This window comes from Pseudomonas sp. B16(2017) (assembly GCF_002113205.1).
Classification (GTDB): Bacteria; Pseudomonadota; Gammaproteobacteria; order Pseudomonadales; family Pseudomonadaceae; genus Aquipseudomonas; species Aquipseudomonas pharyngis.
On record NZ_NEKA01000008.1, the window covers coordinates 136420 to 159104 of the forward strand.

At 55.5% G+C, this 22685-nt stretch carries 18 protein-coding genes; all 18 read left to right on the plus strand.

Going from position 1 to position 22685, the window contains the following annotated elements; translation table 11 throughout:
* The 18 genes from hisC to CAG25_RS15960 all read left to right on the plus strand — a co-directional run bounded on the left by hisC (position 1) and on the right by CAG25_RS15960 (position 22634).
* Positions 1–1113, plus strand: coding sequence for a histidinol-phosphate transaminase (gene hisC, locus CAG25_RS15875; protein ID WP_007950914.1), 1113 nt, complete (start codon positions 1–3; stop codon positions 1111–1113).
* Positions 1114–1141: 28 nt separating this feature from the next.
* Positions 1142–3349, plus strand: coding sequence for a bifunctional prephenate dehydrogenase/3-phosphoshikimate 1-carboxyvinyltransferase (locus CAG25_RS15880; protein ID WP_256575372.1), 2208 nt, complete (start codon positions 1142–1144; stop codon positions 3347–3349).
* Positions 3346–4035 carry a (d)CMP kinase gene (gene cmk, locus CAG25_RS15885; RefSeq protein WP_064598429.1) on the plus strand — a complete coding sequence of 230 codons (690 nt, stop codon included), beginning with the start codon at positions 3346–3348 and terminating at the stop codon, positions 4033–4035. The genes CAG25_RS15880 and cmk overlap by 4 nt, the downstream gene beginning before the upstream one ends.
* Positions 4036–4154: 119 nt before the next feature.
* Positions 4155–5840, plus strand: coding sequence for a 30S ribosomal protein S1 (gene rpsA, locus CAG25_RS15890; protein ID WP_039770554.1), 1686 nt, complete (start codon positions 4155–4157; stop codon positions 5838–5840).
* A 203-nt stretch (positions 5841–6043) separates the two neighbouring features.
* Positions 6044–6322, plus strand: a complete 279-nt coding sequence (locus tag CAG25_RS15895; protein ID WP_085612169.1) for a hypothetical protein — start codon at positions 6044–6046, stop codon at positions 6320–6322.
* 147 nt (positions 6323–6469) lie between these two features.
* Positions 6470–6766: an integration host factor subunit beta gene (ihfB, locus tag CAG25_RS15900; RefSeq protein WP_007950920.1), complete on the plus strand. Its 297-nt coding sequence runs from the start codon at positions 6470–6472 to the stop codon at positions 6764–6766.
* A gap of 27 nt (positions 6767–6793) precedes the next feature.
* Complete coding sequence (locus tag CAG25_RS15905; RefSeq protein WP_085612170.1) at positions 6794–7033, plus strand: LapA family protein; 240 nt, start codon at positions 6794–6796, stop codon at positions 7031–7033.
* A 231-nt stretch (positions 7034–7264) separates the two neighbouring features.
* On the plus strand, positions 7265–8341 hold the full coding sequence (gene rfbB, locus CAG25_RS15910; RefSeq protein WP_007950922.1) for a dTDP-glucose 4,6-dehydratase: 1077 nt from the start codon (positions 7265–7267) through the stop codon (positions 8339–8341).
* On the plus strand, positions 8338–9231 hold the full coding sequence (gene rfbD, locus CAG25_RS15915) for a dTDP-4-dehydrorhamnose reductase (protein ID WP_085612171.1): 894 nt from the start codon (positions 8338–8340) through the stop codon (positions 9229–9231). Before rfbB ends, rfbD begins: the two co-directional genes overlap by 4 nt.
* Positions 9228–10118 (plus strand): glucose-1-phosphate thymidylyltransferase RfbA, encoded by an 891-nt coding sequence (gene rfbA, locus CAG25_RS15920; RefSeq protein WP_085612172.1) that lies wholly within the window; start codon positions 9228–9230, stop codon positions 10116–10118. The genes rfbD and rfbA overlap by 4 nt, the downstream gene beginning before the upstream one ends.
* A gap of 58 nt (positions 10119–10176) precedes the next feature.
* Positions 10177–11100: a glycosyltransferase gene (locus tag CAG25_RS15925; RefSeq protein ID WP_085612173.1), complete on the plus strand. Its 924-nt coding sequence runs from the start codon at positions 10177–10179 to the stop codon at positions 11098–11100.
* Positions 11097–12059 (plus strand): SDR family oxidoreductase, encoded by a 963-nt coding sequence (locus tag CAG25_RS15930; RefSeq protein WP_085612174.1) that lies wholly within the window; start codon positions 11097–11099, stop codon positions 12057–12059. Before CAG25_RS15925 ends, CAG25_RS15930 begins: the two co-directional genes overlap by 4 nt.
* Positions 12060–12415: 356 nt before the next feature.
* Positions 12416–13423, plus strand: a complete 1008-nt coding sequence (locus tag CAG25_RS15935) for a glycosyltransferase family 2 protein (protein ID WP_085612175.1) — start codon at positions 12416–12418, stop codon at positions 13421–13423.
* Between the two features lie 117 nt (positions 13424–13540).
* A complete protein-coding gene (locus CAG25_RS15940) occupies positions 13541–14359 on the plus strand; it encodes an ABC transporter permease (protein WP_085612176.1) in 819 nt (272 codons plus the stop codon).
* Positions 14349–15716 (plus strand): ABC transporter ATP-binding protein, encoded by a 1368-nt coding sequence (locus CAG25_RS15945; protein ID WP_085612177.1) that lies wholly within the window; start codon positions 14349–14351, stop codon positions 15714–15716. Before CAG25_RS15940 ends, CAG25_RS15945 begins: the two co-directional genes overlap by 11 nt.
* A 4-nt stretch (positions 15717–15720) precedes the next feature.
* Positions 15721–20598: a glycoside hydrolase family 99-like domain-containing protein gene (locus tag CAG25_RS15950; RefSeq protein ID WP_085612178.1), complete on the plus strand. Its 4878-nt coding sequence runs from the start codon at positions 15721–15723 to the stop codon at positions 20596–20598.
* A gap of 60 nt (positions 20599–20658) precedes the next feature.
* Positions 20659–21252, plus strand: coding sequence for an adenylyl-sulfate kinase (gene cysC, locus CAG25_RS15955; RefSeq protein ID WP_065257146.1), 594 nt, complete (start codon positions 20659–20661; stop codon positions 21250–21252).
* Positions 21249–22634 (plus strand): FAD/NAD(P)-binding protein, encoded by a 1386-nt coding sequence (locus CAG25_RS15960; RefSeq protein WP_085612179.1) that lies wholly within the window; start codon positions 21249–21251, stop codon positions 22632–22634. The genes cysC and CAG25_RS15960 overlap by 4 nt, the downstream gene beginning before the upstream one ends.
* Positions 22635–22685 lie beyond the last annotated feature (51 nt).

The following is a 22685-nucleotide window of genomic DNA, read 5'->3' on the forward strand; positions in this document are numbered from 1 at the left end:
ATGAGTGGCAACTTCCTCGCTCTGGCACAGCCGGGCGTGCAACAACTTTCGCCATACGTACCGGGCAAACCCGTGGACGAGCTGGCTCGCGAACTGGACCTGGATCCGGCGAGCATTGTCAAACTGGCGAGCAACGAAAATCCGTTGGGCGCGAGTCCGAAAGCGCTGGCCGCAATCCGCGAAGCGCTGGACGAGCTGACCCGTTATCCGGACGGCAACGGTTTTGCCTTGAAATCCCTGCTGGCCGAGCAGTGCCGTGTCGAGCTGAACCAGGTGACTTTGGGCAATGGCTCCAACGACATTCTCGAGCTGGTGGCGCGCGCCTATCTGGCGCCGGGCCTGAATGCGGTGTTCAGCGAGCACGCGTTCGCGGTGTACCCGATCGCAACCCAGGCAGTCGGCGCTCAGGCCAAGGTCGTTCCGGCCAAGGATTGGGGGCATGATCTGCCGGCCATGCTGGCCGCGATCGACGCCAACACTCGCGTGGTGTTCATCGCCAACCCGAACAACCCGACCGGTACCTGGTTCGGCGCCGAAGCGCTGGACGAGTTCCTGCAGGATGTGCCGGAGCACGTGCTGGTGGTGCTGGATGAGGCCTACATCGAATACGCCGAAGGCAGCGATCTGCCGGACGGTCTGGATTTTCTCGCCGCTTACCCGAATCTGCTGGTCTCGCGCACGTTCTCCAAGGCTTACGGTCTGGCGGCGCTGCGCGTTGGCTATGGTCTGTCTACCCCGGTGGTGGCGGACGTGCTGAACCGGGTGCGTCAGCCATTCAACGTCAACAGCCTGGCCTTGGCGGCGGCGTGTGCGGCGCTGAAGGACGAGGAATATCTGGCGCAGAGCCGGCAGCTCAACGAGTCCGGCATGCAACAGCTGGAAGCAGGTTTTCGTGAGCTGGGTCTGAGCTGGATTCCGTCCAAGGGCAACTTTATCTGCGTCGACCTCGGTCAGGTGGCGGCTCCGGTGTTCCAGGGCCTGCTGCGCGAAGGTGTGATCGTGCGTCCGGTGGCCAACTACGGCATGCCGAACCATCTGCGGGTGACCATCGGTCTGCCGGCGGAAAACAGCCGCTTCCTCGAAGCGCTGCGCAAGGTTCTGGCTCGTGGGTGATGTCACTGCGCTGCAATCTGCTGCACCTATGATCGGGCGCCTGGTGGTGGTCGGTCTGGGGTTGATCGGTGGTTCATTTGCCAAAGGCTTGCGTGAAAGTGGCGTGTGCCGCGAAGTGGTCGGGGTCGACCTCGACCCGCAATCGCGCAAGCTGGCGGTCGAGTTGGGTGTGGTGGATCGCTGCGAAGACGACCTGGTGAAGGCTTGCCAGGGCGCGGACGTGATCCAGTTGGCGGTGCCGATCCTGGCCATGGAAAAAGTGCTGGCCCGTCTGGCCGGCATGGACCTGGGGCAGGCGATTCTCACGGATGTCGGCAGCGCCAAGGGCAATGTGGTGCGCGCGGCGACTGAGGCGTTCGGCGGCATGCCGGCGCGTTTCGTGCCGGGGCATCCGATTGCCGGCTCCGAGCAGAGCGGGGTGGAAGCCTCCAACTCAGAGCTGTTCCGCCGTCATAAAGTGATTCTGACCCCGCTGGAGCAGACCGATCCGGCTGCCCTGGCGGTGGTTGATCGTTTGTGGCGCGAGCTGGGCGCCGACGTCGAGCACATGCAGGTCGAGCGTCACGATGAAGTGCTGGCCGCAACCAGTCATCTGCCGCACCTGCTGGCCTTCGGTCTGGTCGATTCGCTGGCCAAGCGCAATGAAAACCTTGAGATCTTCCGTTACGCTGCGGGCGGTTTCCGTGATTTCACAAGAATCGCCGGAAGCGACCCGGTCATGTGGCATGACATCTTTCTCGCCAACCGCGAGGCTGTCCTGCGCACTCTCGATACATTTCGCAGCGACCTCGACGCCTTGCGCGACGCGGTCGATGCAGGGGATGGGCACCAATTGTTGGGCGTCTTCACGCGCGCCCGGGTTGCCCGCGAGCATTTCAGTAAAATCCTGGCCCGCAGGGCCTATGTGGACGCTATGAATTCCAACGATCTGATTTTCCTGGCTCAACCTGGTGGCCGCCTGTCCGGTCGGATTCGCGTACCAGGTGACAAATCGATTTCCCACCGTTCGATCATGCTCGGTTCCCTGGCTGAAGGCGTCACCGAAGTCGAAGGCTTCCTCGAGGGCGAAGATGCCCTGGCGACCTTGCAGGCGTTCCGCGACATGGGCGTGGTCATCGAAGGTCCGCATCACGGCCGCGTGACCATCCACGGTGTCGGCCTGCACGGCCTGAAGCCTGCGCCGGGCCCGATCTATCTGGGCAACTCCGGCACTTCGATGCGCCTGCTGTCCGGCCTGCTGGCCGCGCAGGACTTCGACAGCACTCTGACTGGTGATGCGTCGCTGTCCAAACGCCCGATGAACCGCGTCGCCAACCCGCTGCGGGAAATGGGCGCCGTGATCGAAACCGCTGCCGACGGTCGTCCGCCGATGACCATTCGTGGCGGTCACAAGCTTAAAGGCCTGACCTACACCATGCCGATGGCCAGTGCTCAGGTTAAATCCTGCCTGCTGCTGGCGGGTCTGTACGCCGAAGGCAAGACCACCGTGACCGAGCCGGCTCCGACTCGCGATCATACCGAGCGCATGTTGCGCGGTTTTGGTTATTCGGTGAGCGTTGACGGTGCCACGGCATCGGTTGAGTCCGGCGGCAAGCTGACCGCGACCCACATCGAAGTGCCTGGCGACATCTCGTCGTCGGCGTTCTTCCTGGTGGCCGCATCGATCGCTGAAGGCTCGGAGCTGGTGCTCGAGCACGTCGGCATCAACCCGACACGCACCGGCGTGATCGACATCCTGCGTCTGATGGGCGCCGACATCACTCTGGAAAACCAGCGTGAAGTGGGTGGCGAGCCGGTAGCTGATCTTCGCGTACGGGCAGCTAAACTCAAGGGTATCGAGATTCCGGAAGCACTGGTTCCGTTGGCCATTGACGAATTTCCGGTGCTGTTCGTGGCGGCGGCCTGTGCCGAAGGGCGCACCGTGCTGACCGGCGCCGAGGAGCTGCGGGTCAAGGAATCGGACCGTATCCAGGTCATGGCGGACGGTTTGCTGGCGCTGGGCGTCAAGTGCGAACCGACCCCGGACGGCATCATCATCGACGGCGGCCAGATCGGCGGCGGCGAAGTGCATGGTCATGGCGATCACCGCATCGCGATGGCATTTAGCGTGGCCTCACTGCGCGCCACTGCACCGATCCGCATCCATGACTGCGCCAACGTCGCGACATCGTTCCCGAACTTCCTGGCGCTGTGCGCGCAGGTCGGCATTCGTGTGGCGCAAGAGGCTCAGTCGTGAACAACATTGCACCGGTCATCACCATCGACGGGCCAAGCGGCTCGGGCAAAGGCACCGTAGCCGGGATTCTGGCCAAGCGTCTGGGCTGGAACCTGCTGGACTCCGGTGCGCTGTATCGCCTGCTGGCATTTGCTGCGCACAACCATGGTGTCGACCTGACCAATGAAGAGCTGCTGAAGAAACTGGCGGCTCATCTGGATGTGCAGTTCATCGCGGCGACCGACGGTCAGCTGCAACGCATCATTCTGGAAGGTGACGAAGTCAGCGATGTCATCCGCACTGAAAGCGTCGGATCCGGCGCTTCCCAGGTGGCAGCGTTACCCGCCGTGCGCGAGGCGCTGCTGCAGCGCCAGCGTGCTTTCCAGGAATTCCCGGGTCTGGTGGCTGACGGTCGCGACATGGGTACGGTGGTATTTCCGAACGCGCCATTGAAGATTTTCCTGACCGCCAGCGCCGAGGAGCGGGCGCGCCGCCGATATTTGCAGTTGAAGGGCAAAGTCGAGGGTGTTAGTCTGTCGAGTCTGCTAGATGAGATCCGTGCGCGCGACGAGCGTGATACCCAGCGAGCGGTGGCCCCGCTCAAGCCGGCGGCTGACGCCATACAGCTGGATTCCACGGAGTTGTCCATCGATCAGGTGCTTGAACGCATCATGAGCGAGATCGCCATTCGCGATATCGCCGGGTGACCAAGAAGGTTGCAGGGGACCAGTCATAGTCCTGTGGCGCTTCTTTTAAATGAAACTAACCCACATTGTCTGGGATGTGGAGATGGGCGTATTTTTCGCCCTAATCAACAGGAATTAAAATGAGCGAAAGCTTTGCGGAACTCTTTGAAGAAAGCCTAAAGACCCTGAACCTTCAGGCAGGCTCCATCATCACCGGTGTTATCGTTGATATCGATTACCAGGCTCGCTGGGTAACCGTTCACGCTGGCTTGAAGTCCGAAGCACTGATCCCGCTGGAGCAGTTCTACAACGACGCTGGCGAACTGAACATCAACGTCGGTGACGAAGTTCACGTTGCGCTGGACTCGGTTGAAGACGGTTTCGGTGAAACCAAGCTGTCCCGTGAAAAAGCCAAGCGCGCTGAATGCTGGATCGTTCTGGAAGCAGCCTTCGCAGCTGAGGAAGTGGTCAAGGGCGTTATCAACGGTAAGGTTAAAGGCGGCTTCACTGTCGACGTTAACGGCATCCGTGCGTTCCTGCCAGGTTCCCTGGTTGACGTCCGTCCAGTGCGCGACACCACGCACCTGGAAGGCAAAGAGCTGGAATTCAAGGTCATCAAGCTGGACCAGAAGCGCAACAACGTTGTCGTTTCCCGTCGCAGCGTCCTGGAAGCCGAGAACTCCGCCGAGCGTGAAGCTCTGCTGGAATCCCTGCAGGAAGGCCAGCAAGTCAAAGGTATCGTCAAAAACCTCACCGATTACGGCGCATTCGTCGATCTGGGTGGCGTGGACGGCCTGCTGCACATCACCGACATGGCCTGGAAGCGCATCAAGCATCCTTCCGAGATCGTCAACGTTGGTGACGAAATCGACGTCAAGGTTCTGAAATACGATCGCGAACGCAACCGTGTTTCCCTGGGCCTGAAACAACTGGGCGAAGATCCATGGGTTGCTATCAAAGCCCGTTACCCAGAAGGCACTCGCGTTACCGCTCGTGTAACCAACCTGACCGACTACGGCTGCTTCGCTGAGCTGGAAGAAGGCGTTGAAGGTCTGGTACACGTTTCGGAAATGGACTGGACCAACAAGAACATCCACCCTTCGAAAGTCGTACAAGTCGGCGACGAAGTGGAAGTCATGGTTCTGGACATCGACGAAGAGCGTCGTCGTATCTCCCTGGGCATCAAGCAGTGCAAGTCGAACCCATGGGAAGACTTCTCTGGCCAGTTCAACAAGGGCGACAAAATCTCCGGCACCATCAAGTCGATCACCGATTTCGGTATCTTCATTGGTCTGGACGGCGGCATCGACGGTCTGGTTCACCTGTCCGACATCTCCTGGAACGAAGTGGGCGAAGAAGCCGTACGTCGTTTCAAGAAGGGCGACGAGCTGGACACCGTTATCCTGTCGGTTGACCCGGAGCGTGAGCGTATCTCCCTGGGTATCAAACAACTGGAAAGCGATCCGTTCTCCGAGTACGTCTCGGTTAACGACAAAGGCGCAATTGTGACTGGCACCGTGAAAGAAGTTGACGCCAAAGGCGCCATCATCGTTCTGGCCGACGATATCGAAGCGACTCTGAAAGCCTCCGAAATCAGCCGTGACCGCGTTGAAGACGCGCGCAACGTTCTGAAAGAAGGCCAGCAAGTAGAAGCCAAGATCATCAGCGTTGATCGTAAGAGCCGCGTAATCCAGCTGTCGATCAAATCGAAAGACGATGCTGAAGAGAAAGAAGCCATCCAGAGCCTGAAAGCAGCTCCGGAAGGCGAAGCAGCTGACACCACTATGGCGGCACTGCTGCGTCAAGCAATGGCCAAACAGAACTGAGTTCTGTCTGATCATCAAAAAGGGCGACTTCGGTCGCCCTTTTTTGTGCCTGCGATTTAGTGGGGGACTGCTTTCCGGTCAATCGGTGAAACCATTCCCTTCGCCGGGAGGTCTGTTTCTTTAATCGGATCAATCGTCTATTCGCGTCTAGGCTTAGGCTGAAGATCGCAGTAGTCGGGCAGGCGCCTGGCATAAGGAAGTGAATGAACAAGCTTATAGTTCTGTTGGGTTTGCTGGTGTTGGCAGGCTGTACTACCAGCGCCAAGACCCATGCGGTGCGTGGAGTGAGTGGCATCGAGGTTGACTGCTCCGGCTTGGGTTCAGGCTGGGAAAGGTGTCAGAAGCGCGCTGCCAAGGAATGCAAGGGGGCAGGTTACAAGGTGATCACGCGTTCTGATGATGCTCGGGATGAAGATGGGTTTCCCTTCGGCTTCAATCCTGCCGGCTACGTCACTCGCACCATGTTGGTGATTTGTCGGTGAGTGTCGCTCAGGCTGCAATTCGATGCCCTGAAACCGGGCGTTGTAGCGAGTTGAAAGATATGTCAAGTCCTGGGCTGTTCAAAATCTTCCGGGCGTGCTAAAACCTTTCAAGCGCTGACCTAGCTGCTTGAAAAAGAAGGGAAAAATATGACGAAGTCGGAGTTGATCGAACGAATTGTCACCCATCAAGGGCTGCTCTCATCCAAAGATGTGGAGTTGGCCATCAAGACCATGCTTGAGCAAATGTCCCAATGCCTGGCTACTGGAGATCGTATCGAGATCCGTGGTTTTGGCAGCTTTTCCTTGCACTATCGTGCGCCGCGCGTCGGTCGTAATCCAAAGACCGGTCAGTCCGTCAGTCTGGACGGTAAATTCGTTCCGCATTTCAAGCCAGGCAAAGAGCTGCGCGATCGCGTGAATGAAGAAGAGGAGGAGGGGGCTTGACGGTCACCGTTACGCAAGGAGTTGCTCATGAGTAATCTCAAGCGCATTTTGTTTTCCGTTTTAATTCTATTGCTTGTATTGGCGATCCTTGCGTTCGTTCTCGAAAATCAGCAATCGGTTTCCCTGTTGTTTCTTGGCTGGGCGGGGCCGCAACTTCCGGTATCAGTGATCACGGTTGGTGCATTGCTGGCGGGTATGCTGATCGGGCCTGTTTTTGGCTGGTTCCTGGGACGTGCGTCCAGGGCTTCACGTAAGCGTCTTGTCTGATTGCGACATGGAACGAAAGGCGAACTAAAACTTTAGCCACAGCTTGTCTATATCCATTAGTAAAACGTTCATTAAGCTGTAAAATGCAGCGCCTGTCCGATAGTGGCATATTCCCACGTCGGTGCAGACTGGCTCTGTCAGAAGCCCCGGCTGAATTGATGGCTTTTGCATTTATGGATTAGACAGTGCTCGGTTGGCAGCCCTGTCAGCAACTCAAGGGTATGGTTTCGCGTGAAAATTCTAGTAACCGGCGGCGCCGGGTTTATCGGCTCAGCTGTTATCCGTCATATCATTTCCAACACTACCGACGCAGTGGTAAACGTCGACAAGCTGACGTATGCCGGTAACCTAGAGTCGTTGGCCGAAGTCAGCGGAAACTCGCGTTACACGTTCGAGCGCGTCGATATCTGCGATCGTGAGCAGATCGACCGTGTCCTGCGTGAGCATCAACCGGATGCGATCATGCATCTGGCCGCAGAGTCTCACGTCGATCGCTCCATCTCGGGTCCTTCCGAGTTCATTCAGACCAATATCATTGGTACTTACACGCTGTTGGAAGCGGCACGCCATTATTGGACTGCGCTGGATGATGCGCGCAAGGCCGCTTTCCGCTTTCACCATATCTCGACGGACGAAGTTTACGGCGACCTCGAAGGTCCGGAAGATCTCTTCACTGAAACGACTCCCTATCAGCCAAGTTCGCCGTATTCGGCAAGCAAGGCCAGCTCCGACCATCTGGTCCGTGCCTGGGCTCGTACTTATGGTTTGCCGACGCTTGTGACCAACTGCTCGAACAACTACGGTCCTTGCCACTTCCCTGAAAAGTTGATCCCGTTGATCATTCTCAATGCGCTGGAAGGCAAGCCGTTGCCGGTCTATGGCAAAGGAAACCAGGTACGTGACTGGCTTTATGTCGAAGATCACGCGCGTGCGCTTTACAAGGTCGTGACCGAAGGCGTCATTGGCGAGACGTATAACATTGGCGGTCACAACGAGAAGCAGAATATTGAAGTTGTGAACACTCTCTGTGCTCTTCTCGACGAATTACGTCCCGACTCTGCGCATCGTCCGCATGCGAGCTTAATCACTTACGTTCAGGATCGTCCAGGTCATGATCAGCGCTATGCCATCGATGCCAGTAAAATCCAGCGTGAACTGGGCTGGACACCGGAAGAAACCTTTGAAACCGGGATTCGCAAGACTGTCGAGTGGTACCTGAATAACACTGAATGGGTCGCTCACGTCAAAAGCGGAAGCTACCAGCAGTGGATCGATCAGAACTACGCAGATCGCTCGAACCAAGCATGAAAATTCTCTTACTGGGTAAAAATGGTCAGGTAGGGTGGGAGCTGCAACGCTCCCTCTCGCCGCTTGGTGAGTTGGTCGCGCTGGATCGTCATGCTGTCGATGGTCTGTGTGGTGACTTGTCGGATCTGGACACCTTGCGTGCGACAATCCGCACGCTCAAACCTGATGTCATTGTCAACGCAGCTGCCTACACCGCAGTCGACAAGGCCGAATCCGAAGTCGAGCTGGCTGATCGCGTCAACGGCCATGCCAGTCAAGTCATGGCTGAAGAGGCGGCTTTGCTGGATGCCTGGCTGATTCATTACTCAACCGATTACGTGTTCAGTGGTGAGGGTTCTGCGTCATGGCAGGAGACCGATGCGGTCGCACCGGTCAATCATTACGGTGCAAGCAAGCTCGCCGGTGAGCAGGCAATCGCTGCGTCGGGCTGCAAGCATCTGATCTTTCGAACCAGTTGGGTCTATGGTGCTCGCGGCAATAACTTCGCCAAGACCATGCTTCGACTGGCAAAAGATCGCGAAACACTCAGTGTGATTGCCGATCAGATAGGGGCTCCTACAGGGGCTGACCTGATCGCCGATGTCACGGCAATCGCGATTCACAAGGTGCTTCAGCAGCCGGAGCTGGCGGGTGTGTATCACCTCGCAGCGAGCGGCGAAGTATCGTGGTACGGCTATGCAAGCCATGTCATCGCGTTCGCTCGGGACAATGGCGAGCAGCTTGCAGTTACTGCGATCAATCCGATCGATACGACTGCATATCCGACACCCGCTCGTCGGCCTCTGAATTCACGTTTGAATACTCAGAAGCTGCGCGATAATTTTTCTCTACACTTGCCGGATTGGCAAAGTGGTGTAACCCGAATGCTTAGGGAAGTTCTTAATAAATGACCACGACAAATCGTAAAGGCATCATTCTCGCCGGTGGTTCGGGTACGCGCCTGCACCCGTTGACCCTTGGTGTTTCCAAGCAGATGCTGCCGATCTACGACAAGCCGATGATCTTTTATCCGCTGTCAGTGCTGATGCTTGCCGGGATGCGTGAAATTCTGATTATTTCAACCCCGGAAGATTTGCCTTGTTTCCGTAAACTATTGGGCGATGGGAGTCGTTACGGAATCAAGCTGACTTATGCCGAGCAGCCAAGTCCGGACGGTCTGGCGCAGGCCTTCATCATTGGTGAAGAATTCATCGGAAAGGATCCTTGCTGTCTGATCCTGGGCGATAACATCTTTTATGGTCAGCACTTCTCTGACAACTTGCGTTCGGCCAGCTCTCAACAGCACGGCGCGACTGTATTTGGTTATCACGTCTCTGATCCCGAGCGTTTTGGTGTTGTGGAATTTGATGCGTCCGGTCGCGCGTTGAGTATTGAAGAGAAGCCACTGAAGCCAAAATCCAGCTATGCGGTTACAGGTCTTTATTTCTATGACAATCAAGTCGTGGAGATCGCGAAGAACATCAAGCCTTCCGAGCGGGGAGAGCTGGAAATCACTGATGTGAACCGCGCCTACCTGGAGCAAAAATCCCTGAATGTCGAGATGCTCGGTCGCGGCTTTGCCTGGCTGGACACAGGTACTCACGACTCTTTGCTTGAAGCCAGTCACTTCGTTCATACCATTGAGCAGCGTCAGGGTTTGAAAGTGGCCTGCCTGGAAGAAATTGCGTACCACCATGGCTGGATCACCGCCGATCAGTTGGCTGAGCAAGCTGATGCATTGAAGAAGACGGGCTACGGTCAATACCTGCAGAAGTTGCTGGACTCGCCTTCTCACTGATTCGAATAACAAAGCGTTTTCGGGTGAGAAAGTTAAAATCGGTGCAAGCAGGAAGGCTATGCCAGTAAAACATCCCAAGGTTGCGGTTTTGCTGGCGGCCTTCAATGGAATGCAGTGGATCGAAGAGCAACTCGATTCGATTCTTCGACAGTCCGGTGTAGACCTGAGCGTCTATATCAGTGTTGATCCCTCGACTGATGGTACCGAGGCCTGGTGCCTAGCCTATGCGGCCAGGTGCCAGAGTGTTCATGTGCTCCCTGGCGTCGGTGCGTTCGGTGGTGCCGCACGCAACTTTTTCAGATTGATCCGTGATGTATCCCTCGAAGAATACGACTACATCGCGTTCTCCGATCAGGATGATGTCTGGTATCGGGACAAGCTCGAGAGGGCGATCGGCGAAATTCAGGCGCGAGGCGTGGATGCCTACTCCAGCAATGTTGTCGCGTTCTGGCCGGATGGCCGCACACAACTGCTGGACAAGGCTCAGCCCCAAACCTCTTGGGATTTCCTGTTCGAGGCCGCTGGGCCGGGATGTACATACGTCTTCACTCGTGAGCTGATGCATTCACTCAAGGCCGCCATGCTGGGCAGCTGGAGCGACTTGCAGAATGTCAGTCTCCACGATTGGTATTTTTACTCTTTCGCACGTAGCCGTGGATTTCTCTGGTTCATCGACGCGCGTCCCTCCATGGATTATCGCCAGCATGAAAGTAATCAGGTAGGCGCAAACGCCGGCATCGGTTCTCTGATCATGCGTTACAAGACCATTCATGACGGGTGGTGGTTTTCTCAGGTCAGGCAGATCGTTCGGCTGGTGGGGCTTGAGCGGAATTCATTTGTCGAGCCTTGGCTGCCTTTGGGACGCCGGCAGCTGATAAAGCTCTCGTTCAGTGCCAGAGACTGTCGGCGCAGGGCACGAGACAAGCTGTTTTTCTTTTGCATCTGTTGGGCTACAGCGCTGGTTGGAAGCAAGGCTAAATGATCGGTACTCAAGTTTTGGTGACCGGCGCGACCGGGTTTGTCGGAGAGGCACTCGTGTTTCGACTGCTGCGCGACAAGGTATTCAGCCCTGTTGCTGCTGTGCGCGGCGAAACCAGGTTGAGTGGTCTGTGCCGGGTTGTGGCATTTGACATGGGTGACAGGGCCCTGCTGCCTCCTCTGGCTGGCATTGACGTGGTTGTTCATTGTGCCGCGCGAGTGCATGTGATGAATGATTTGGCAGAGGGGGCTCTTGAGCGGTTTCGCAAAATCAATGTCGAAGGGACTGTTCGTCTGGCACGCAGTGCAGCTGAAGCTGGCGTTAAAAGATTCATTTTCGTCAGTTCGATCAAGGTCAACGGTGAAATGACCCTGCCGGGAGTTGTCTTCAAGGCGGACGATCTACCGGCGCCGCTCGATCCTTACGGCCTATCAAAACGCGAAGCAGAGGACGCCTTGCGAGCAATCAGCGTCGAAACGGGTATGGAGGTCGTCGTCATCCGGCCGCCATTGGTCTACGGCCCCGGTGTCGGGGCCAATTTCCTGAGCATGATGCGCTGGCTTGAACGAGGTACTCCGCTGCCGCTTGGGGCGATACATAACCATCGCAGCCTTGTTGCGCTTGAGAATCTGGTGGATTTGCTCAATGTCTGCATCAGTCATCCAGAGGCGGCGGGAAACACCTTTCTGGTCAGTGATGGAGAAGACTTGTCCACCACTCAATTGCTCAGACGCATGGCGAGTGCCCTGGGTGTAAAGCCTCGCTTGCTGTCGATTCCTTCCTGGGTATTGAAGACGGGCGCATCGCTGATCGGTCGTGCTGATCTCGCGCAGCGATTGTGTGGGTCATTGCAGGTCGATATCAGTAAAACCATCGATAGGCTGGGATGGTCGCCTGTCATTGGCGTCGACGATGCGTTGAAGCGAACGGCGTACCAGTATCAATCGCGGCAGCGTACTTGAGTGGAGACGTGTGACCGTTGATGGCCTTTGCCTGCTACATCGGCATTGGCAAACTGCCACCCTTTTTCTAACGATGGTGGCTTGATACCCTACGCGCCGCCACCGCGGCGCTCATCTGCAATATTCACGTTATCCATGTCTTGTCGGGGCTGACGGTCCTGCTTCCAGCGTTTGCAAAGCGATAATGTCACTGGGCTATCAAATGGCAATGTTTCGTCGTTATAATTGCAAATTTTGCGCAGCTGGAAGTGGCGCATGAGCCGTTCCGATGGCGCGCTCCTTGCCCGTCGAATGCTCGCTCGTGTTGAACGAATCGGCACAGGTGAAATTTTCTCCTTTAAGCAACGGAGTGCTCGGTGGTAGCCCCTCTTTTCCCGGATGTTCAAAACAGCAGTCCGGATCACCGCATTGTCGACCGGCTTCAGCAGGAACCAGGTGGTCCTTCCGGACGCGTCGCCGTTCTGTTGTGCACCTTCAATGGCGAGCGTTTTTTGGCACAGCAGCTGGAGTCCATTGCGCGACAAAGCTATCCCCACTGGTTTGTCGTGGTGTCAGATGATAGTTCTGACGACTCTACCCTGGAATTATTACGCGAATACGCCGAGCGCTGGGGAGAGGGCAAACTGTCGATTCGCCAGGGACCGGGACGTGGATACGCCGCCAACTTCCTTTCGCTGACCTGTGACCAATCCATCGAGTCCGATTTCTATGCCTGGGCCGATCAGGATGATATCTGGCAAGAAAACAAGCTGGAGCGTGCTCTGTGCGAGCTTCAGGGCACCTCCCCACAGGAGCCGGCTCTTTACTGTGGCAGGACCGAATTGATCGATGAGGAAGGGGCACCAATAGGTTTGTCTCCTCTGTTTGAGCGTCCCGTCGGATTTGCCAATGCGCTAGTGCAAAGCGTGGGAGGGGGCAACACAATGGTCTTCAATCAGGCTGCCCGTATGCTGTTCCTGCAGGCAGGCTCCAGTCTGGACATCGTTTCGCATGACTGGTGGGCGTATCTCCTCGTCTCAGGTGCTGGAGGGCGAGTCACTTACGACGTTTGTCCAACCATTCTCTACAGGCAGCACGGAGCAAACCTCATCGGCTCTACATCGGGCCTGATGGCGCAATTGAACAGAGTACGGATGCAGTTCCGCGGTCGTTTCCGTGGGTGGAATCAAAAGAATATTGCGGCGCTGGAGTCGACCAGATTCCAGTTGAATGAAGAAAGCCGGATGAGGCTGGATCTGTTTCAGCGGGCGCGAAATTCTCGCGGATTGGCGCGGATCATCTGGTTACGGCGATCTGGCGTCTACCGGCAATCCTTATGGGGCAACCTTGGGCTGCTTTTGGCGGCGGTATTCAATGGAATCTGATACGCAGTCGGACTTGGCCTTTTTCAGGAAGAGTGTTGTGGTAATTCAAGTGATGGCAGGACGAGAGAGTTTGCTGAGGAATTTAAACTCCCTCGGATTTATTGAGGTTTTGAGACAATGCTGAACTTTTCTGCTTCGCCAAAGGAGATGCTCAATAGCATCTGGCGCAACAAAGGTCTCATCCGGGCGCTGGTGCAGCGGGAGATCGTTGGGCGTTACCGCGGGTCGATCATGGGCATGCTGTGGTCACTGTTCAATCCGATTGTGATGCTGGTGATTTACACATTCGTATTCAGCGTCGTGTTCAAAGCCCGATGGAGCGTCGATAGCAGTTCGAAAACCGAGTTTGCGCTCATGTTGTTTGCGGGCCTGATCGTTTTCAATCTGTTTGCCGAGTGCATAAACAGAGCCCCGGGTCTGATTATCGGCAACGTCAACTACGTGAAGAAAGTGGTGTTTCCGCTGGAAATACTTCCATGGGTTACGCTGGGCGCGGCCATGTTTCACTTTCTCGTCAGCCTCAGTGTCTGGCTGATTGCTTATCTGATTTTCTTCGGAAAGCTTCAGTACACAATTCTGTTGCTCCCGGTATTTCTGGCTCCTCTGATCATTTTTGTTGTCGGCCTGGTCTGGTTTCTCGCCTCAATGGGCGTGTACCTGCGAGATGTCAGTCAGATCATCGGTGTCTGCACTTCCGTCCTGATGTTTCTTTCACCGATTTTTTATCCGATCACGGCGCTGCCTGAAGAATACCGGCATCTGCTCTTTTTGAACCCCCTGACCCCGGCAATTGAAGATACCCGGGCTCTGCTCTTCAGGGGTGAACTGCCGAGTCTGATTCACTTGGGTTTCTACTATATCGCTGCAGCTCTTGTCTTTTGGCTAGGATTTGCGTGGTTCCAAAAAACGCGTAAAGGGTTCGCCGATGTCCTCTAATACCGCCATTGCCGTCAACAACCTGAGTAAGTGTTTCCATATTTACGACAAGCCGAGAGATCGGCTGATGCAGATGTTCGCACGCGGACGCAAGCAATATTTTCGTGAATTCTGGGCCCTGCAGGATGTTTCGTTCACCATCAACCGAGGCGAGACGGTTGGTATCCTCGGGCGAAACGGTAGCGGTAAATCGACACTTTTGCAGATGATTTGCGGCACGCTCAATCAGACACACGGCGACATCATGACTCATGGTCGTGTTGCAGCCTTGCTGGAGCTGGGTTCCGGATTCAACCCTGAATTCAGTGGTCGCGAAAACGTGTACATGAATGCTGCCGTACTTGGCCTGACACGAGACGAGACTGAAGCCCGTTTTGCCGAGATCGAAGCCTTTGCGGAAATCGGCGAATTCATCGATCAGCCGGTCAAGACCTACTCCAGTGGCATGATGGTGCGCCTGGCTTTTGCCGTGGCGATCAATGTTGACCCGCAAATCCTGATTGTTGATGAAGCGCTGTCGGTCGGCGATGAATTGTTCCAGCGTAAATGCTTCGCGCGGATCGAGGCGATCAAGGCGAGTGGCGCGACCATCCTGTTTGTGTCGCATTCCGGGAGTGCCGTCATCGAACTGTGTACGCGGGCGATTCTGCTGGATAAGGGCGAGAAGCTCGCCGAAGGTGTGCCCAAGGTCATTGTCGGCCAGTACCAGAAGCTGCTGTACGCGCCTGCGGACAAAGTTGCGGAAATCCGCGAATCGATTAAGACCGGTGTGCTCGAGCGCCTTGAACTCCAGCGCGAGGCCAAGCGCACCGAGGTGGCAGTCGAGGCGTCACAGGCGAAGGACAACGGACTTGAGGAGTACTTCGATCCTCATATCGTTTCCAAAAGTGTGATGTCCTACGAATCTCACGGCGTGCTGATCAGCGAGCCGCGCATCCTCAATGCGGCCGGCAAACAGGTTAACTGTCTCAAGCGCGGTGACAGCTACCGTTATACCTATCGCGTAGCTTTTTCGACGGGGGCGGGGGCTGTTCGCTTTGGCATGATGATCAAAACGCTCGCCGGTATCGAGATCGGTGGCGCGGCGAGCGCGGCGAGCGCTCAGGACGCCATCGCCTACGTGGCAGCTGAAGCTGAAGTCGATGTTGAATTCGAGTTCGAGTGCAATTTGAACCCCGGAACGTATTTCCTCAACTCAGGAGTGGTCGGTGTCGTAGGGGAAGTGGAGACCTATCTGCATCGTTTGATCGATGCCTGCCTGTTTCGCGTTCTGCCGGAGACTGCGATCACAGCAACCGGGACAGTAGATTTCAAATGTATCCCAGCTTTTACCATTTCAAGTGTTGAGCATAATTAATCTTATGGATCATAAACAAATAGTCGTAGTTCTGGGCATGCACCGAAGCGGTACGAGTGCCATTACGCGTGGTTTGAAAGTCCTTGGTGTCGATCTGGGCGATAACCTGTTGCCTGCCGAGTCGGGCAATAACGAAAAAGGCTTTTTTGAAGACGCAACGATTACCGCTTACAACGAAGAGTTGCTGGCGGATCTGGGGCACGCCTGGGACAGTCTGCTTCCCATTCGCCGGGAAGAGCTGGACTCGCCGGTCGCGCAGAGCCACAAGGCGCGAGCAATCGAGCATCTGCGCGATAAGCTCAATGAGATCAAGTGTTTTGGTGTAAAAGACCCGCGGATGTCCCGACTGCTGCCATTTTGGCAGGAGATCTTTGCCGAACTGGGTCTGCAGGTCAGCTATGTCATTGCTTTCCGTAATCCGATAAACGTTGCGCATTCATTGGTCAAACGGAACGAGTTTGAAGTTGAGAAAGGCTACTTTCTCTGGCTTGAGCACATGCTGTTCAGCTTGAAATACAGCCAGGGAGCATCGCGCGTTTTTGTAAATTACGAGTTGATGCTTCAGGAACCCGAGAAGCAGCTGCGACGCATGTCTGAGTCGCTGGGGTTGCCGTTTGACCCGCAGGGCTCCGAGTTCCTGGAATATCAGAGCAACTTTCTCCAGCGGTCGCTGCAGCACAACAGCTTTACGCTGGACGAGCTCAAAAAGGATTCCGCAGTACCGGCCGATGTCTTGAACCTCAGCCTTCTGCTATTGGAACTCTCGCGTGATGAGCGTGCAGATGACCAGGCGGTCGTCAGCACTGTCAACAGCCTTTGCGAGGCGATGAACGAACGTTTGCCTGCCTATCGACTCATGCGTCGTTTCGATGAAAACAACGCTGATCTGAATGTGCAACTGAGGCTGAAAGAACAAAACATCACGACGCTTGCCGCCGACTACGGCGAACTTGATAAACGACACGAAGCGTTGAAGGCCGATTACTCAAACCTCGACGGACACCGTCGTTGGCTCGAGACTGAGTATGGTGTTTTCAAGACGTCTCTTTCAGACGCGGAGCTATCAATTGAGAGCCTTGAGGCTGACCTGCGTCGTTATTCTTCTGGACGCTTTTTGCTGAAATCCCTTGTCTCGCGCATTGCAGAGCGGTTCGGTCTTCGCTATCGAGATGATCATCCGGCTCAGAGCGAGCTGTTCGATGCCGCTTACTACCTCAGTACCTACAAAGATGTTCGGGCGGCGGGTGTCGACCCGTTGCAGCACTATCTTGAGCAGGGCTGGCGTGAGGGGCGTGACCCGTCGGCAGGATTTTCCACCAAGTCCTATCTCGACAACTATCCGGACGTGCGGTTACGCCGTATCAATCCGCTGATCCATTATTTGCGCCACGGGTACTACGAAGGCCGGTCGATCCACGACACCAAAGGTCGTAACTACCATCTATCCCGCAAGGTCGGCCGCCATCGCGTCGCCATACAACTGTTGAATCTGCTTGCGCAACAGCCGCAGCTGCTCAGCCGTTTTGTACGCGAAGCTCGCCGTGGCGGTTTGCGTCATGCACTGGCTATTGCAGTCCGCAAGCTCAAGCTCAGCCAGAAGCGACTGGCGTTGAATCAGGTTTCAAAACCGCTTGGCGACGCCGCATTGACTGAGTACGAAGTACTCAAAGTGGTGCCTTACTACCTGGATCCTTACCTGCCAGAGGCACCAACAACAGCGCCTGGAATGGTTGCCGTTCATCTTCATTTGAGCGGTGAGCAATTGTCGGGCCATTGGCTCAGCTACCTCAAAAATGTCCCGGTCGAATTCGATCTGTTCATTTCTCGCAGCAGCGGCGATAGCTCGAAGTTTGACGACAGAGCGTTACGTGCAGCAGTGCCTCTGTTGCGCAAGTTGGTCGTTGAGGTTGTCCCTGGGCAGGTTGGAGCGATTGCTGCGCTGATTGTCCAGTTCGGCAGTCGATTGAAAGCTTACGACGTAATAGCGCACTTCCATGACGAAGCCGGCAGCGCCGATAACGATGACGGTTCGGGGTTGAAAGAGCGCCTGGAGCTACTATGCGGTTCCCCTGCCAATGTCGGGCAGATTCTTCAATTGCTCGGTGGGGACGCGAAGGTTGTATATCCCGTCGACACCCGACCTGAGTCTGCCATCTACCACCAGGCTGGCTGGACTGATGCCGGAAACGTGATTGCCACGGCTCTGGAAAAGTACCGCGAGATCGATGCGACTACTTTCCCTAGTGCGCAATTCCCTCGAGTCGGGCTGTTCTGGGCACGGGTTGGCACTATCAGTGACCTGCTGCAGTTGCCATTGCAATTCGAGCACTTCGCGAGCAGCGAAGACGCCGTTGCCGGCGATCTGCTGAGCCGTTCGCTGGAACGCCTGATACTGGTCAATACGACCACCAGTGAGGGACGTAACTATCAGTTGGAAGCTCCGCAGATTTCGCATGAGCCTCGGGAATATTACGAGCCACAGGTTGATTACTCTGCGAGCATCACACACGACACCATCAAGGTGCTGGCGTACTACCTGCCGCAGTTTCATCCGACACCCGAGAATGATGAATGGCACGGCACCGGATTTACCGAGTGGTACAAAGTCCGTTCGGCCAATCCGTTGTTCTATGGTCATTATCAGCAACATGTCCCGCACGAGGACATCGGTTACTACCATCTTGACGGCCCGGCCAGGTTGGAACAGCAGGCTGAAATGATGAAGAAGTCAGGTGTTCACGGCCTGATTTTCTATCATTACTGGTTTACCGGCAGAATGATCCTCGAGAAGCCGGCACAGATGCTGCTGGATAATCAGCAGATCGATATGCCGTTCTGTTTCTGTTGGGCGAACGAGAACTGGACTCGCCGCTGGGATGGTAATGAGGCGGAAATTCTGCTGGGACAGGTCTATTCGAAAGAAGACGCCCGTGGTTTTATTCGCTATCTCATCCCGTTCTTCAAGGACGAGCGCTATATCAAAGTAGATGGGCGTCCGATGTTGCACGTGTATCGTCCATCCTCGATCGAGCATATCGACGAATACTTGGCTGTGTGGCGCGAAGAGTGCGAGCGCGAGGGCCTCAAGGCACCATACATGGTGGCGACGCTGACGCGCGGTGCGACAAATCCGCAAGACCATGGCATGGACTCTGCCGTCGAACGGGTACTGCATGACTGGACTGCCGACGCGGTTCAGGACACTCGCAGCCAGTTGCGCCCTTACTGGCCTCTGGAAGGTAACGTCATTAACTACAGCGAAGTTGCCGATCACTACATGGGGCAGGATCTGGGCAAGGATTTCACGCTGTTCCGGTCGCTGGTTCCAACCTGGGATAACACTGCTCGTTACGGTAACCGGGCGTACGTGCTTAACCACTTCACTACGGAAAAATTCCAGAGCTGGATGGAGTATCTGGTGGATTACTCCGAGCAGAACCTGCCGGAAGATCGCCGCTACGTAGTGGTAAACGCCTGGAACGAATGGGCTGAGGGGGCGCACCTTGAGCCCGATACCCGCTTTGGTTACGGCTACCTCAACTCCATCGGACGTGCATTGTCCGGCCAGTCGTTTTCGGCGACCACCAATTGTGTCCTGCCAGCAGAATTGAAGCTGAATGTCGTGCTGACACCTGAAGCCGTGGCACGCCTGGAGGCTGAACCTGAGTTGCGCCGCAAGTTCCTGACATGCCTTGCCAATTCAGGGGCGTTCAAGGCTTGCTCGGTTTCTGTCGAAAACGCAGAGCTTCACCAGGCGTTGCAGGGACAAGGTGTGAAAATCTCCGGTCATGTGCCTGCCGAATCTGACTTCACGCTGCGCTTCAGTGATATTTGCCTGTTCCCTGCAACGGCCGTCGAGTCGTTGCTGAAAATGGCGAAGCGGCACGAGGGTTATTCCGTGTCGGCCAGTTTGCGAAACGATCCGTCGTTCGTGCAGGGCGAAGGCACTGCCAACTTCAGTATCGAGGCTGATCAAGTTGCCTGCATGGAATTGCGCCCGAATGCTCCGGCGATCGGCTACAAGATATGCTGCGAAGCCTCATGTTTCCGACTGTTGCCGGAGGACGGTGTCCACGGTTCTGCGCTCGATACCGTATCGACAATTGTGCGCTACCACCGTCGTGGTGACCGGGCATCGCTGATCAATGCACTTTTTTCGTTGATCGCTCAGTCCGGTAGTCAGGTGTTGCCTGTTCTGGCTATCCAGGACATGGATGACGAGGAAATTGCAACACTTGAAACGCAACTCGCTCAATTGCCGTGGAGTGAACATTGTGCTCCGGTGATTCGTCGTTACTTCTCGACGGAGCAAACGCCGGACCTGCGTTCGTTGATGCTCAATGACGCGCTTAAAGCAGTCGGTAGTGGTTACGCAGCATTTCTTGATTATGACGACATGCTGTTTCCGTGGGCTTACAGCTCACAACTGGAACAGATCAAGTCGAGTGGCAAAAATGCAACCTTTGCACGTGTCTACTCCACCATGGTGGATTCGGCGACTGGTTGCATCGTCAAGCGTGAAAAGATTTTCGATTACGGCGATAACTACCGTGATTTCGTCGAACATAACCACGCGCCGCTGCACAGTTTCCTCCTCGATCTGAACAAGTGCGATCTGGAAGCCGTCACGTACTTTGATGATATGAAGTACATGGAAGACTATTATCTGACCCTGCAGTTGTTCACGCGCGACGGGACGGATTGGGCATCACTGCGTACCTGTGATTTTATCGGTGATTACATTCACCGGATCGGTTGCGATACCCATACGCTTGCGCTGACCGATGAGCAACAGCGTGCTGACTTGCTGGCTAGTGAGTCTTACCGGATCTGCGAGGCTCGCATCAAGGCCCTGCGTGATCGCCTGTTGCCCCACGCTTAGAGCAGAAGGCCCGCCAGTTGCTGGCGGGTCTTGTAGTCTGATTCGAATAAGGTTAATCGTATGAGCAAGGATCTGGTTTTTCACGCTACCGCCATCAGTGCGTCGGCAAGAGCTCAGGTAAAGGGGCAAAAACCGGCTGTTATCTGGCTGACGGGTTTGAGTGGCTCGGGCAAGTCGACGATCGCCAATGCTCTGGAGCAGGCACTCGTGGCCAAGGCCCGGCACACATTTCTGTTGGATGGCGACAACTTGCGCATGGGTTTGTGCAAGGATCTGGGTTTTACCGATGCTGATCGGGTCGAGAATATTCGACGTGTTGCAGAAGTGTCGAAGTTACTCATCGACGCCGGGTTGATCGTGATTACCGCGTTCATTTCCCCGTTTCATCGTGATCGCGCCATGGCGCGTGACGTCATCGGCAATGAAGCATTTGTCGAAGTCTTTATCGACACCTCGCTGGAAGAGTGTGAGCGACGCGATCCGAAAGGACTCTACAGCAAGGCAAGAGCGGGCCAGATCAAGAACTTCACCGGGATCGACTCTGCCTATGAGGCACCGGTCAATCCGGATATTCGCATCAACACTGTTGCCGAAGACCTGTCCGAATCCATCGCAAGAGTACTGGAATACCTGGATAAAAGGTTTGATCAATGAAAACCCTCGTCATCATTGGCGCTGGTTTCAGCGGTGCAGTAACGGCAGCACAATTCTTGCGTCGCAGCCTCTCCGATGTCCGAGTCGTACTCATCAACCGCTCCGGGACCATGGCGCGAGGATTGGCGTACGGCACCAACAGCCCGTTACACCTGCTCAATGTGCCTGCGGGGAATATGAGTGCGGACGTCGATGATCCTGAGCACTTTCTGCGCTTCTGCCAGGCGAGGGATCCTGCCTGCACGGCATCGTCATTCATTCCGCGCAAGATTTATGGAGAGTATCTGACGTCGGTTCTGGATGATGCCGAAAAGCATTGCTCGAAGAGCGTGCGGTTGGAACGACTAGTTTCCGAAGTGCATTCAATAAAGGCACAAGGTGCGCAAGGCGTTGTTGAGTTGGCCGGCGGTGAAAAAGTTATCGCGGATCGAGTGGTGCTCGCGTTTGGTAACTTTTCACCTGTTGATCTGGATTGTTTTACATCTCACGTTGAATCTGATCTTTATGAATCTGACCCTTGGGCGATCAGTAAAGCAGCCACTCCAGATGTCGACTTACCGATTCTGCTTGTGGGGGCCGGGCTAACCGCGCTCGACGTTGCGCTCGGACTGATACATGAAGGGCATCGGGGGCCAATTCATATGCTCTCGCGTCGCGGTTTGTGCCCTGCTCCTCATCGTGCAAGCCGTAACGCTGAGCTGCTGTCTACGGACATCGTTGCTAAGTTAATGAGCACTGCGTCAACCGTACGTAGTTACATGCGGGTAATTCGTACTGAAGTCGATTTGTGTGAGCAGCGGGGTGTTGACTGGCGAGATGTTCTGGGTGCATTGCGGCCCATTACTCCTACGTTGTGGAAACGTCTGCCCAACATCGAGCGTCAACGGTTTCTGCGGCACCTCCAGCCTTATTGGGATGTTCATCGCCATCGAGTGGCCCCGGAGGCGTACAGCCGCTTCGAGAGGGCTCAGTCGCGCGGGCAAATTCGCTCAATAGCGGGACGGATCAAGGCTGTAACAACTTGTGCAGAAGGCATGAATATTGATATTCAAGCAAGAGGCGAGCAATCCGTTACAAGCTTGAAAGTTGCCAAAGTCGTAAATTGTACAGGACCTAACACCAATCTTAGGCGGGTTGAGGATCGTTTGATCCGACAGCTGGAGCGCGATGGTCTTTTGAAGGTCGATGCGTTAAACCTTGGGTTGTGTGTTAGCAGTGAATTGGCCGTGCTAAGTCAGCAGGGAAAGGCGTCCGATTGGTTGTTCTATATAGGGCCTATGTTAAAGGCGGACTATTGGGAGGCTACCGCTGTACCAGAGTTGCGTCAGTATGGAAAAGTATTGGCGTTAAAACTGATTGTGGATTTTGAGCTGGGCTCTTGACTGGATGGTTTGCTTATAGATACCCATCGCCCCCTCCCCATCCCCTCCGTT